The following is a 12,573-nucleotide window of genomic DNA, read 5'->3' as shown; positions in this document are numbered from 1 at the left end:
GGGCTGAGCTTACGCTGACAGAGTGTCCGCAACGCGCATGATGATCCTTGGTCTGGTCGGCTGGATGGAGCCGGTGCACGGCTACGACGTACGGCGTGAGCTGTTGAGCTGGAGCGCCGACAAGTGGGCGAACGTACAGCCCGGGTCGATCTATCACGCTCTCCGCAAAATGACCGACGAGGGCCTGCTGCGCGAGGTCGCCACCGAACAGGTCGGGGCGCGACCGGCTCGTACGACGTACGGAATCACCGAAAAAGGCAAGGCCGAGTTCGAATCGCTGCTCCGGAACGGCTGGTGGACCCTCGCTCCCGGTCCCGACCCGTTCATGGCGGCTTTCTCGTTCCTGCCCGGCCTGCCGCGCGAGGAGACCGTGGCCGCGTTGCACAACCGGGCGACCCAGCTGCGCGCGGCCGTGCACCATCTCGAGGCCATGACCAAGGCGGACTGGGCCGACAACAAGCCGGTCTACGTGAGCTGGATGTGGGAGCGCAGCATCGCCATGGCCGAGGCCGAGATCGCCTGGTGCGAGCGGACGGCCGTACGGATCGAGGAATCGGACGGCAACTGGTTCCATAATCAAGTTTGACTAGTAAAACTTGACGGTCGTAGGCTGCGGGACATGATAGAGACTCGCGGCTTGCGCAAGTCGTTCACCTCGCGCCAGGGGCGCGAAAAGAAGACCGTCGAGGCCGTACGCGGTGTCGACCTCAACGTCGCCGAAGGCGAGATCTTCGGCTTCCTCGGTCCGAACGGGGCCGGCAAGACCACCACGCTGCGGATGCTCGCCACGCTGATCGTGCCCGACGACGGCACGGCCACCATCGCGGGCGCCGACCTGCGCAGCGATCCGGGCGAGGTGCGCCGGCGCATCGGCTACGTCGCCCAGGGCGGCAGCACCTGGGACGACTCGACCGCGCGGGAGGAACTGATCCTCCAGGCCCGGCTGTACGGCGTGTCCAAGACCGTCGCCCACCAGCGGGCCGAGCGCGTCCTCAAGGGTTTCCAGCTCAGCGATTACGCGGACCGCAAGTGCAAGACGTACTCAGGCGGCCAGCGGCGGCGGGTCGACATCGCGCTCGGCATCATCCACGAGCCCAAGGTCGTCTTCCTCGACGAGCCGACCACGGGCCTCGACCCGCAGAGCCGGGCCCATATGTGGGACGAGATCAGACGGCTGCGTGCGGAGGGCATGACCGTCTTCATCACGACCCACTACCTCGACGAGGCCGACGCGCTCTGCGACCGGATCTCCATCATGGACAACGGCGAGATCGTCGCCTCGGGCACGCCGGCTGACCTGAAACGCGAGATCTCGGGCGACGTCGTCCGGGTCGGGCTGCCCGCTTCATCCATTGCGGCGGCGGCCGAGGCGCTCGAGGGCTACAAGTTCGACACGTACGACGACAACGTGCGCCTCTATGTGGAGGACGGCGCGGTGGCGATCCCGCAGATCCTGCGCGCCCTCGACGCGGCCGACGTCCCGCTCGGCACCGTCGAGCTGCACCGCCCCAGCCTCGACGACGTGTTCCTCACCAAGACCGGCCGATCGCTGCGGGAGAGCTGAGCCATGAAGCTGCTACGCGACATCTCACTGATCTTCAACCGGCAGATGCAGCTGCTGCTGCGCAATCCCGTGTGGATCCTGGTCGGCGTCTTCCAGCCGGTCATGTACCTGCTGCTGTTCGCGCCGCTGCTCAAACCGGCCCTCGGGGTGAGCACGGACGCCGAGGCGTACGAAATTTTCGTCCCCGGTCTGTTGGTCCTGCTCGCCATCTTCGGCGGCCTGTTCCAGGGCTTCGGCCTGATCGCCGAACTGCGCGCGGGCGTGATCGAACGCTCCCGCGTGACACCGGTCAGCCGCGTCGCCCTGCTGCTGGGCCGCTCACTGCGCGACGTCGTCTCGCTGATCGCCCAAGCCGTGATCATCACGCTGCTGGCGCTGGTGTTCGACCTGCGCGTGTTCCTGGGCAACCTGCTGCTGGCATACCTGATGCTGGCTCTGATCTCGCTGATGACATCGGCGGTCAGTTACGGCGTGGCGCTCGTGGTCAAGAGCGAGGACGCGCTGGCGCCGCTGATGAACACGGTCGCCCAGCCGGTGCTTCTGCTCAGCGGCATCCTGCTTCCGCTCACGTTCGCCCCCGGCTGGTTGCAGGGCGTGGCCGACTGGAACCCGTTCTCGTGGGCGGTCAACGGCACACGAGCCCTGTTCCGAGGCGACCTCGGCGCGCCGGACGTCTGGCAGGGCCTCCTGATCATGGCCGTGCTGGCGGTGCTGGCCGTCGCTTGGGCGGCGCGCGAGTTCGCGCGGAGCGTCCGTTAGTCCCGTCCCGGTCCTGCGGCCCTCCGCTGCTCCCGGCTGCGCGGCCTTTCCGTTCCGGTCCGCAGCTTTTTCGTCCGCCCCGGTCCGCGGCTTTTCGTCAGTCGCGGTTCGCAGCTTTTCGTCAGTCGCGGTTCGCAGCTTTTCGTCAGTCCCGGTTCCACAGCTTGATGTAGGGGACGCCCATCTCCGCGAGCAGGTTGCGCAGCAGCGGAAGGGACAACCCGATGACGTTGCCGGGGTCGCCTTCGATCCGATCCACGAAGGCGCCCCCGCGACCGTCCAGCGTGAACGAGCCGGCCACCTGCAGAGGTTCCCCGCTTGCGACGTACGCCGCGATCTCGTCATCACTGATGTCCGCGAAATGCACCGTGGTCGTACCCACGGCTTCGGCCTGCTTGCCGGTCACCAGACTCGTCACGTGGTGGCCCGTGTGCAGCACGCCCGACTTGCCGCGCATGCGCTTCCACCGGGTCGTGGCTTCTTCGGCGTTGGCCGGTTTGCCGAACACCTCATCCTCGAAGGCCAGCACGGAGTCACACCCGAGAACCACAACCCCCGGATCCGCGTTGAGCTGAGCCGCGATGGCGCGCGCTTTCATGCGGGCCAGGGCGAGACAGAGCGTGTACGCATCCTCGGCCTGCACAACCGACTCATCCACGCCGCTGACCATGACTTCGGCCTCAATGCCAGCCGCACTGAGCAGCCCACGCCTCGCCGGGCTGGCCGAGGCAAGAATCAGCCGGTACGCGATGTCCTTGTCCACGACCCGAGGCTACAAGCCCCACCCACACCCAGCCCGCACACAGAGCGGCGTTTCGTGACCGCTTATATGCGCTTTTGTTAGTTCAGCCGAAGCGCGGGGTCCGACCGCGCACGCGGGTCCCGCCGATACCAGCGTGCGCGCCGCTATCGCCGACCCTTCAGACGCGCCCCCGCCCGCGACGCCGAAGCACAAGCGCAAGCACGAGGGCGCCCGCCGCCACAACGCCGGCAAGCCCCCCAAACAGCAACACGCTGCCGTTCCCCGCACTCTCAGCCTCAGCCGCGTTCCCAGTAGGCGCCGGCGAGGCAAACTCAGGTCGAATAGCCCCAGGCGCACTAGTAGAACTACCGGAGGCCACCCCTCCACTTGCTGGCGCGGAGGTCCCACTGCCAAGGGGCGCCACGTCGGCGGTCAACGCTCGAACAATATTGAGGCGCCCAAACCCACATTCATCGTCCCGCCCGGGAGGCCCAATATCATCCGCAGTCGCAGTAAGCCGATGTATAACTTCGGCCTGAGATAGATCGGGAAACTTGGCTCGAACTAGCGCGACGGCGCCTGACACTACGGCAGTAGCCGCCGACGTGCCGTCGACATCGACGTATTTGCGCTGAGGCTCGGCAGTGGTTATATCTACGCCTGGTGCGCACAGTTGAATTTTACGGTCGGTGACGGAGAAGCTGGCGCGTTTCCCGTTTCGATCGATTGCGCCGACAACGAGCACGCCGTCGATTGCTGCCGGGTATGCGATAATTGCCTGGGAGCTCTTGTTGCCAACGCCGGCCACGACGACGATGTTATTTTGAATTGCGGACTTGACGGAGTTGATCAACTCGAATCCGGGCCCCGTTTGTGCAGAGACGTTTATCACCTCTGCGCCTTGGTCGGCCGCCCATTTGACTCCGCGACCCATTGTCTCGGCCGAGATCTGATTCCCGCTATTGGTGATCTTAACTGGCAATATTTCAGCCCGGGGTGCGATCCCGAGAACGCCGTCGTTGTTGTTCCTCCCATGAGCGGCGATGATCGCGGCCATGTTAGTTCCATGGCCAGCTGAATCTATCCGCCCATCACCCTTTGACCCTGGAATAAGATTCGCCCCGGCTAAAAGGTTATTTCTAATGTCGGGATGTGGTGCGGACCCGCTGTCGACAACTGCGACGGTTATTCCATTGCCGGTGCTGATGGCATGTGCTTTTGATATCTGAAGTGTCTTTAGGTACCACTGGTCATTCCGGAAACTGTCGGCTCTTGCCGGAGCTGCCGGGGCTACGGCCGCGATCGCCAGTGCGACAGCTCCGGAGACTATGCGGTGACTTTTCGCGGTCAACTTAGGCCGATCGCTGGTCCTGGATCAACTCGCTGCTCGCGGGCTGGTAGAACGATGGGGGCAACGCCCTCTTCGGTCTGCCATGGATTGTCTGGATCCCAATGCTTGCTGTCGTCTCGATCGCTTCGGTTTGTCGAGCGCCCGAGTGGCTGACCGTAGGCGCTTTGCTGCCCCGCGCGCTCCCCCGTCGGAACGCCTCGCCCGCCGAGTCCGGCATGGGGGCTAGTTCCTCCGATGACACCACCGACTGGGTTTACGCGCGCTCCACCCGGTCGCGCCGTCGCAGGCTGCCCGATCCCGACCCCGGGGGCACCGATCATGCCTCCAGGCGGCATTGCGTGGAGGCCGGGAGCGGCAGGCGACATTCCAGGTCGGACCATCGACTCCCGAGGTGCAGGAACGCCGCGTGAAACATTGTTGGCATTCGGCGGTATCGCGCCAGAACCGCCCGGAAGGAAGCCGTTTACGCCCGGAGGGAGTAAGCCGGGACTGGTAATCGGCCCAGGCGCCCCGGTCGGAAGTGTGGACGGGAAGGGCGTCGCAGTTGGAGGTAGGCCGGTGACCGGCGTTGGTGATGTGCCGCCCAATACGAGCCCAGGCTGAGGCGTAACGGTCGGTTGCGGCGCTGGCGGAGTGGGAGTGTTTGATGTCGGAAATACGGTCGTCGGCCTGGTTGAAGACGACGAGCTCGTGCCCGAATCTCCCGTAATAGGTGTAATCGGCGGAATCGGGGGCGCTGTGTAGCTGCCTCCGTCGTTCAGCGTTGTTTCGTCGCCGATGATGCGGCCCGGCCTGTAGGGAGTCGGGGTGCGGACGCTGAGCTGGGCCTGAGCCAGGTCTGCGCTTACGCCGCTCAGGAGGGTTACGGCCCTCTGGTGCAGCTCCTCCTGGCGGCCCGGAGCCACCGGGGGCTGCTCGCCGCTGGGGCTTGGGCTGGGTGTGGGCTGGCCGCTTGCGTTCTGCTGCTGGGCGGTGAACGTGGTCAGCGCCTGTTCGTTGGCCAGGTACTCCCGGGCGATCTCGTCCATGTCCTTCTGGGCGAGGCTGATGGAGAGTGTCGCGCGGGCGAAGGCGTCGTGGTTGGCGATCGTGGCCTCGTACGTGTCGTCGAGGTTGTCGATCAGCTCGTTGAGGCGGTTGATGTATGCCTCGGACGCCTTGTTCGTCTCCGGCGGCCATACCGCGGCCAAGTTGTCGCGGTAGTTCGTCACCTGCCAGCGGTGCTCGTTGATCAGGTCGGCGGAACGCTGCCAACCCGTCAGCAGCTCGTAGTGCTTGTCGGTGTCGGGGTTCTGGATGTACTGCTGCATCGCCTGGACGGTCATCAGGCCCCAGGGCGTGCCGCCGGCTCCGCCGCCGCCGCTTGCTGCCAGCATCAGACGTCTCCCTCGCCGGTCGAGGTGGAGGTCGAGGGATAGCTGTCGGTCGGCCCGGGGATGCCCACGCTGTCCATGGCCCGGTTCACGTCGGCCACCCGGGCGTGCGAGAACGCGTCGGAACCGCTGTATTGCTTGCTGACCTCGGTGGCCGCGGTGGCGAAACCCTGAGTGCCGTTCGCGTAGTTGTAGACGTTCTGGTGGGTGACATCCTGCGCCTGGTTGTGCGCCGTCAGGAAGGACGTGAGCTCGACGAACCCGGCGGGCGGGCTGGGCAGCGGCGCCCCCATCGACTCGGAGACGCTGGCCATGTGAGGGGCGTAGCTGTCTTTCACGTTGGCGGCCAGCTTGGCTGCGAACTGTTCCATGGCCTGGATGTCGGCCTCGATCGCGCCGAAGTCTGTTGTTCCGTAGTCACGCAGCCATGCGGGACCGCGGTCCTCCTCAGGAATCATCTGCGTCTCCCCCGACCAAACAACCGCCGGCCAGGCCGGTCGCCTTGTTGTCTCAGCGACCGTCAAGCCAACTTCCGAAAACCCAACACAAGTACGCGAAGCGTCTGTGAGAGTAGTCGGTCACTGCCAGCACGGGGGACCCTGTGGACAGTGATGGAGGATGATCTAGCGAGGTAGAGCCGACGCCCGCCAGGATGACGGAGCCATCGACGGGCGTGCGGAGCGGGCCCACGCCGAGGGTGCCGGCTCGGGGGACTGGTCATCCACTCTGCTGGATGCGGCGACCAGGACTGTGACCAGCGCGGCCAGCTCTTCGGCGGTCGGTTCGCCGCGCACGACGCTGACCAGCGGTTCCGTATCCATTGACCGAGCGTACGACGTTGTGGGGGAGATCCGGTGACACGCATCCCACACTCGGCTGATCGATTCGCTGTCGCTCGACATGACCGGGTATTTTCTCCGTGATGTCTTCCTCTCCCCCGCTCGTAGTCGCTGACCGTTACCGGCTTGTCGCGCCGCTCGGTCAGGGCGGGATGGGTCGCGTCTGGCGGGCGACCGATGTCGTCCTGCACCGTGAGGTCGCCATCAAGGAGCTGGTGCCTCCGCCTGGCCTGACCCCGGGCGAGCGGCAGGAGATGCGCGAGCGTTCGCTGCGTGAGGCCCGCGCGATCGCCCGGCTCAACAACATCAACGTGGTCCGCGTCTTCGACGTGCTGCGCACGGACGCCGACCCGTGGATCGTCATGGAGTACGTGCCGTCCCGCTCGCTGCAGGACACGCTCGCCGCCGACGGCCCCTTCAGCGCGGTCCGTACGGCCGAGATCGGCCTGGGCGTGCTCAACGCGCTGCGCGCCGCCCACCGGGCCGGAGTCGTGCACCGCGACGTCAAACCGGGCAACGTGCTGATCGGCGCCGACGGGCGGGTCGTGCTCACCGACTTCGGCCTGGCCACCGTGCCGGGCGACCCCAACGTCACGCGTACGGGCCTGGTGCTCGGCTCCCCGGCCTACATCGCGCCGGAGCGCGCCCGTGACGGCTCGGCCGGACCCGCCGCCGACCTCTGGTCCCTGGGCGCCACGCTCTACGCCGCCGTCGAGGGTGCCTCGCCGTTCGCGCGCCCCTCCGCGATCGCCACGCTGGCCGCCCTGGCCACCGAGAACCCGCCGCCCGCGCGCAACGCCGGCCCGCTCAAGCCCGTGCTCAACGGTCTTCTGCGCAAGGACCCGACGCACCGGATCAACGCCGAGGAGGCCGAGCGCCTGCTGCTGCGCGCGGCCGGCCGCCGGTCCAAGCTGAGCTTCCCGATGAGCCCGACCATGCGCCGCCCGGGTGTGGGCCGCGACCGGGGCGCGCTGACCAGTGGCACCGCTTCGACGCCGGTTGTGCCCGGTCCCCGTCCTCCGGTGGCCCGGCCCAGCAGTCCGGCCGGTCCGCCGGTCACCCCGGGGCGTCCCGGTGCCGGCGAGGGCCGTCCGCCGATCTTCGCGCCGGGCAAGGCCCCGGTCAGCCGCCCGACCGAGCAGCCGGCCCGGCGTCGCCCGGCCACCGAACCGCCCGCCCGCAACCGTCCCGCCGCCGAGACGCCCACCCGGGTCGACACGCCCAAGGTCGATCCGCGCATGGACGCGACCCGGGTCGACGCTCCCAAGGTCGACCCGCGCATGGACGCCACCCGCGTCGACGGGCCCAAGGTGGACGCCACGCGCGTCGACGGCCCTCCGGTTCCAGACGATCGAACCACGGTTGTCGGCCCGCCGGCGTCGCCCGATCCGGCGCGATCAGGCGGCCTTTCCCGTACGGCCCGAGGGACGCAGGCGGGCTTCACGGCGGCCGACGTCGCCGCGAACCGTCGCAAGAAGGCCGCTCCCGAGCACGAGAGGTCGCTGGCCGAGGCCACGGCGTTGATCCCGCTCCCCGACCTGAAGCCGGAGACGCCCGCCAAGCCGAAAATGCCGAGCCCGGACAAGGCCGAGCCCACGACCAGGATCGCGTTCCCGGCGAAGCGCCCGGAGAAGCAGGCCCCAGCCAAGGCCGCGCCTGCCGAGACCGACCAGACCACGAAGATCTCCGCGCCGGTCGACCCGACCACCAAGATCTCGGAGCCGGTCGACCGTACGACCAGGATCGCGGCCCCGCCCTCGGCCAAGCCGGCCGGCGAGACGGCGCCGGGCGAGACGGCGCCCGGCGGCAAGACGGCGGGCGAGACGACGCCCGGCGGCAAGACGGCGGACGAGACGACGCCCAGCAGCGAGACGGCGGACGACAAGTCGACGACGGCGCCGGAGAGCAAGGCCGAGACCCGGAGCGGGACGACCGGAAGCGACACCGCGACCGGGGCCGACAGCGAGATTGCGCCCGACAGCAAGACTGCGTCCGGAAGCGGGACGGCGGCCGGAGACAAGGCCGCGAGCGAGCCGAAGACCAGCCCCGAGGCGCCCGCCCGGCAAAAGGGAGCCCAGGACGCGACCCAGGTCGTGAGCCCGGCCAAGAACACTCCCGCGAAGTCAGCACCTGCCAAGAAGATGACCCCGGCCAAGACGAAGCTGACCAACACGGCACCGCCGAAGACCGCCGACGACGAGCCCGGGAAGCCCGGGGCGGAGAAGTCCGCCGCGAGCGGCGTTCTGGCCGCCGGGTCGGCCGCGGCCGGGAACGTCGCCGGATCGGGACCAGCCGCGAGTAGCGCCGCCGGGGCCGAGCCGATCGAGGCAGAGGCCGCAGACGGCAAGGCGACCGAGGGCAAGGCGACCGAGGGGACGAACGCCGAGGCGTCCCGGATCGAGGCCGACCAGGCGCCCGCCGCTCCCGCGAAGAAGGCTGAGCCCGAGAAGAAGCCCGAGCCGGCCGCGGCGGAGAAGGTCGAGGAGCCGGCGCCGAAGCAGGACGAGGTCGAGGCGACCACGACTCTGGCGGCGGCTGCTCTGGCCGACAAGACGACCAAGATTTCCGAGCCGGCGGCCAAGGCAACGGCGACAAAGCCGGCAGCGGCGGAGAAGGCCGAGGAAGCGGCGCCGAAGCAGGACGAGGTCGAGGCGACCACGACCCTGGCGGCGGCCGCCCTGGCCGACAAGACCACCAAGATCGCCGAGCCGGTGAAGCGACCGGCCCCGGAGGACGACGACCCGGAGGACGCGGGCGACCACCACCTGACGCCGCCTCCCGCCTTCAACCGGCCGAGCCGTCCGGCCTGGGCGCCCATGCCCGTCGATCAGACTCCCGGCGTCACCGTCTTCGGCACCCGGCTCACCTACCTCCAGGCCGCGATCGGTGGCGGCATCGTGCTGCTGGTCATCGTGCTGCTCGTCGTGGTGATCGGTCGCGGCTTCGGCGACGACGGTGACGGCAGCAACCAGTCGCAGCCGCCCGCGGTGGTGCCGAGCACCGGCGGCGGCAACTCCGCGCCGGCCTCGGCCGCGGCCACCTCGAAGCCTGCGCCCTCGTCGGCCGCGCCGACCACCTCGCCCGCGCTCAGTCTGCCCAGCACGTGGGAGATCCACTCGGACCCGACCGGCTTCAAGATCCCGCTGCCCAAGAGCGCCCGCATCTCGCGTTCCGGCAGCGAGACGCAGGTTCGCTGGAACAACCGCTACCTGTTGATCGACCAGACCGACAGCCCGAAGCCGGATGCGCTCGAGGACTACAAGGAGCAGGAGCGCAGCCGGGCCGGGTCGGCCTACCGGGATTACCGCAAGGTCCGCATGGACGTGGTGCCGAACTACTTCAAGCAGTCCGTCGACTGGGAGTTCTACTACACCACCTCGACCGGCAACAAACAGCGCGCGGTGAAGCGGAACATCATCGTCAGCGGCAGCCAGGCATACTCCATCTCCTGGTACGTGTCGCCCGACGACTGGGAGGCCTCCCAGTCCGATTTGAAGCTGCTTTACCAGGGATTTCAGCCCAAGAAGTAACCCTCGCGAGTGATAACCGGGATGAATGGGTAGTTCATCCGGTATCACGGACGGAGGTGCGACATGAACTGCCGACGCCACGGCAGGAAACCCACGCTGGCCCTCTGGATGCTGGTCGCGTTAGCCGACCTCGCCATCCTCACCGCGGCCGCGGGTGTGCTGGTCATGCTCACCATTCTCGCCACGGTGGCGGTGCTGGCCGGCGGCGTGGTCGCCGCCCGCTCACTCTCCCGGCGTTCCGAACCAGCCGAAGCTCCCGCCCGCCGTCGCGCCTGATCAGCCATGTTTCGTACGGAAGGTGGTGTGGCGCCGCATGCGAGCGCGCGCGACGGCGTACGGGAAATCGGTGTGTAGCCGCACTGCAAAGAGCGTGGCGCGGCGTGTGAGGTAGCGCGAAACTGCGCGTGGCAGAGCTCGAATCCGCGGATGAGGCCGCTTGACGCCGTACGGGAAATCGGTGTGACGCCGCGTGGGAGCGGGCCTGACGCCGTACGGGGGAATAGGTGTGATGTCTTGTGGGAAAGGCGCTTGGCGCGGGCGCGTGACAGGAAGCGCATAGCGGGATCGGCTACAGTTCCGCGCTGTGTCGATCGAAGGTGTGACTGACCTCTGGGACAAGCTGCTCGGTGCCCAACCCGACCCGCCCGGCCTGCTGGTGCTGCTCACGGCGCTGGCCGGTCTGCTCGCGGTGGCGTTCCGGCCGGTCTGGCGGATCGCCCGCAACGCCGTCACGATCGCCCACGAGGGCGGGCATGCGCTGTTCGCCCTGCTCACCGGGCGTCGCCTGCGCGGGATCCGACTGGAGTTCGACACGTCCGGCCTGACCCTGTCGTCGGGGCGGCCGACCGGACCGGGCATGATGCTCACCCTGCTCGGCGGCTACATCGCGCCGTCGCTGGTCGGTGTGCTCGGCGCGTGGCTGCTCGGTGGCAACCGGATCACGTTGCTGCTCTGGCTCGCCGTCGTGCTGTTGCTGCTCATGCTGATCAACATCCGGAATCTGTTCGGCGTCCTGTCGCTGGTGGTCACGGGGGCGATCGTCTTCGCCGTGTCCTGGTGGGCGTCTCCGGAGGTGCAGGCGGCTTTCGCGTACGTGGGAGTCTGGTTCCTGCTTTTCGGCGGCGTGCGACCGGTGTTCGAGTTGCAGGCCCTGCGCCGCCGCGGCCGGATGCCCGACTCCGACGCCGACCAACTCGCGCGCATGTCGCACGTACCGGCGCTGTTCTGGGTCGGCTTCTTCCTGATCGTCAACCTGGTGGCCCTGGTGGTCGGCGCGTTCCTCCTGGCCGGCCAGTGGTTGCCGGCCACGGTCTGATCCGGATCGGATCCTCTTAACGGTCGATAGGGCGGATACGCCGGCCGAATTAGCTTCCGGAGATGGAAGAGACAGGGCTGGCCTGGACGACGGCGGTCGTCGCGTTCATCGCGGCCGTCCCGCTGTGGAAGATCACGACGCATGCCATCACGATCGCCCACGAGGGCGGTCACGCCATGTTCGGTTCGCTCACCGGTCTGCTGGTCAAACGCATCACCGTCAAACCGCAGGGCGCCGGTGGGACGTCCTTCCGGCAGGAGAAGCTGGGTGTGTTCCAGACGCTCGCTGCGGGTCTGGCCGGTTACCTCGGCCCGTCGATCTTCGGACTGGCCGGCGCGTGGATGCTCGTGCACGGCATCAGCCCGCGCTCCATCCTGCTCATGACCCTGGTGCTGATGGCGATGCTGCTGGTGATGGTCCGCAACTTCTTCGGGTTCATCGCGGTGCCGTTGACCGGGTTGCTCGTCTGGGCCGTCGCCATGCGCGCCACCGAGGACGTCCAGCTGGTGTTCACGTACATCTGGATCTGGTTCTTGCTCATGGGCGGCACGCGGCAGATCCCCGAGCTGTATGGCAACTGGAAGGCGGGTGGCGAGGCCGACACCGGTCACCTGGAGAAGGCGACCGGTCTGTCCAGCGCGTTCTTCGTCGCACTGTTCTGGTTGGGCTCGATGGCCGCGCTGATCTACGGCGGCGTTCTGTTGTTACAGCACAACGCCTGATACGCGGTCGGCCCAAAGCGTGCCGGGGTTGAAGTGCGCTGCCCTGAGGAACGGCCGGCCTCGGAGCGGCAGCCGTGTGCAGCGCAGTCGCCCCTAGCACAGCCGTCCGATCAACGTGGCGTCGTCCACAGGGAGCGGGTTGTCCACAGGGGAGCCGCCGAGGACCTCCCGCAGCCCCTGAAACAGGTAAAATTGCAGGTGGCGGGGGTCCCCCTGGGAGGGTGGGTCTCTGGATAGGAGCCGCTACCCCCCCCGTTACCTTTTTGATCGTCCCCGTTGGGGACGGCTCGGTCGCCCGGTCCGGTATGACTCTTCGCCCCTGTCGTTGGCATGATCCGGGGGTGTTGTCGCCGGGCCGGGTGGCATCGATGGACCGCT

Annotated in this window: 12 protein-coding genes; 7 read left to right on the top strand and 5 right to left on the bottom strand. The window is 67.8% G+C overall.

The genetic code is table 11. The features are described from left to right. The first annotated feature begins 22 nt into the window (after nucleotides 1-22). Genes JIG36_RS42270 through JIG36_RS42260 form a run of 3 tightly spaced genes read left to right on the top strand, consistent with a single transcriptional unit; the run spans nucleotide 23 to nucleotide 2,323 of the window. Nucleotides 23-586, top strand: a complete 564-nt coding sequence (locus JIG36_RS42270; RefSeq protein ID WP_307873134.1) for a PadR family transcriptional regulator — start codon at nucleotides 23-25, stop codon at nucleotides 584-586. Between the two features lie 33 nt (nucleotides 587-619). After that, on the top strand, nucleotides 620-1,564 hold the full coding sequence (locus JIG36_RS42265; protein ID WP_203382517.1) for an ATP-binding cassette domain-containing protein: 945 nt from the start codon (nucleotides 620-622) through the stop codon (nucleotides 1,562-1,564). Between the two features lie 3 nt (nucleotides 1,565-1,567). Beyond that, nucleotides 1,568-2,323 (top strand): ABC transporter permease, encoded by a 756-nt coding sequence (locus tag JIG36_RS42260; RefSeq protein ID WP_203382515.1) that lies wholly within the window; start codon nucleotides 1,568-1,570, stop codon nucleotides 2,321-2,323. Between the two features lie 145 nt (nucleotides 2,324-2,468). Here JIG36_RS42260 and JIG36_RS42255 read toward each other — a convergent pair whose 3' ends face one another. The 5 genes from JIG36_RS42255 to JIG36_RS42235 all read right to left on the bottom strand — a co-directional run bounded on the left by JIG36_RS42255 (nucleotide 2,469) and on the right by JIG36_RS42235 (nucleotide 6,610). Further along, nucleotides 2,469-3,086, bottom strand: a complete 618-nt coding sequence (locus tag JIG36_RS42255) for a Maf family protein (RefSeq protein ID WP_203382513.1) — start codon at nucleotides 3,084-3,086, stop codon at nucleotides 2,469-2,471. 157 nt (nucleotides 3,087-3,243) lie between these two features. Beyond that, nucleotides 3,244-4,416 carry a S8 family serine peptidase gene (locus JIG36_RS42250; protein ID WP_203382511.1) on the bottom strand — a complete coding sequence of 391 codons (1,173 nt, stop codon included), beginning with the start codon at nucleotides 4,414-4,416 and terminating at the stop codon, nucleotides 3,244-3,246. Then, a complete protein-coding gene (locus JIG36_RS42245) occupies nucleotides 4,413-5,792 on the bottom strand; it encodes a hypothetical protein (RefSeq protein WP_203382509.1) in 1,380 nt (459 codons plus the stop codon). Before JIG36_RS42245 ends, JIG36_RS42250 begins: the two co-directional genes overlap by 4 nt. Next, nucleotides 5,792-6,247 carry a hypothetical protein gene (locus JIG36_RS42240; protein WP_203382508.1) on the bottom strand — a complete coding sequence of 152 codons (456 nt, stop codon included), beginning with the start codon at nucleotides 6,245-6,247 and terminating at the stop codon, nucleotides 5,792-5,794. The genes JIG36_RS42245 and JIG36_RS42240 overlap by 1 nt, the downstream gene beginning before the upstream one ends. Nucleotides 6,248-6,412: 165 nt before the next feature. Next, nucleotides 6,413-6,610, bottom strand: a complete 198-nt coding sequence (locus JIG36_RS42235; protein ID WP_203382506.1) for an acyl-CoA carboxylase subunit epsilon — start codon at nucleotides 6,608-6,610, stop codon at nucleotides 6,413-6,415. A gap of 101 nt (nucleotides 6,611-6,711) precedes the next feature. Between JIG36_RS42235 and JIG36_RS54895 the strand changes: the two genes are divergently transcribed. From JIG36_RS54895 to JIG36_RS42215, 4 genes are all read left to right on the top strand, one after another. Continuing rightward, nucleotides 6,712-10,158: a serine/threonine-protein kinase gene (locus tag JIG36_RS54895; protein ID WP_498370787.1), complete on the top strand. Its 3,447-nt coding sequence runs from the start codon at nucleotides 6,712-6,714 to the stop codon at nucleotides 10,156-10,158. 63 nt (nucleotides 10,159-10,221) lie between these two features. Continuing rightward, nucleotides 10,222-10,434: a hypothetical protein gene (locus JIG36_RS42225; protein WP_203382504.1), complete on the top strand. Its 213-nt coding sequence runs from the start codon at nucleotides 10,222-10,224 to the stop codon at nucleotides 10,432-10,434. Nucleotides 10,435-10,741: 307 nt separating this feature from the next. Continuing rightward, on the top strand, nucleotides 10,742-11,473 hold the full coding sequence (locus JIG36_RS42220; protein WP_203382502.1) for a M50 family metallopeptidase: 732 nt from the start codon (nucleotides 10,742-10,744) through the stop codon (nucleotides 11,471-11,473). A gap of 62 nt (nucleotides 11,474-11,535) precedes the next feature. Then, nucleotides 11,536-12,195 carry a M50 family metallopeptidase gene (locus JIG36_RS42215; RefSeq protein ID WP_203382500.1) on the top strand — a complete coding sequence of 220 codons (660 nt, stop codon included), beginning with the start codon at nucleotides 11,536-11,538 and terminating at the stop codon, nucleotides 12,193-12,195. Nucleotides 12,196-12,573 lie beyond the last annotated feature (378 nt).

The organism is Paractinoplanes ovalisporus, from assembly GCF_016834655.1.
Taxonomy (GTDB): Bacteria; Actinomycetota; Actinomycetes; order Mycobacteriales; family Micromonosporaceae; genus Actinoplanes; species Actinoplanes ovalisporus.
This window is presented reverse-complemented; position numbering and strand designations above follow the sequence as displayed.

Coding starts and splice junctions, on each gene's coding strand:
- JIG36_RS42265 (WP_203382517.1), top strand. CDS start 620: ATGATAGAGACTCGCGGCTTGCGCAAGTCGTTCACCTCGCGCCAGGGG.
- JIG36_RS42260 (WP_203382515.1), top strand. CDS start 1,568: ATGAAGCTGCTACGCGACATCTCACTGATCTTCAACCGGCAGATGCAG.
- JIG36_RS42245 (WP_203382509.1), bottom strand. CDS start 5,792: ATGCTGGCAGCAAGCGGCGGCGGCGGAGCCGGCGGCACGCCCTGGGGC.
- JIG36_RS42240 (WP_203382508.1), bottom strand. CDS start 6,247: ATGATTCCTGAGGAGGACCGCGGTCCCGCATGGCTGCGTGACTACGGA.
- JIG36_RS42235 (WP_203382506.1), bottom strand. CDS start 6,610: ATGGATACGGAACCGCTGGTCAGCGTCGTGCGCGGCGAACCGACCGCC.
- JIG36_RS54895 (WP_498370787.1), top strand. CDS start 6,712: ATGTCTTCCTCTCCCCCGCTCGTAGTCGCTGACCGTTACCGGCTTGTC.
- JIG36_RS42225 (WP_203382504.1), top strand. CDS start 10,222: ATGAACTGCCGACGCCACGGCAGGAAACCCACGCTGGCCCTCTGGATG.
- JIG36_RS42215 (WP_203382500.1), top strand. CDS start 11,536: ATGGAAGAGACAGGGCTGGCCTGGACGACGGCGGTCGTCGCGTTCATC.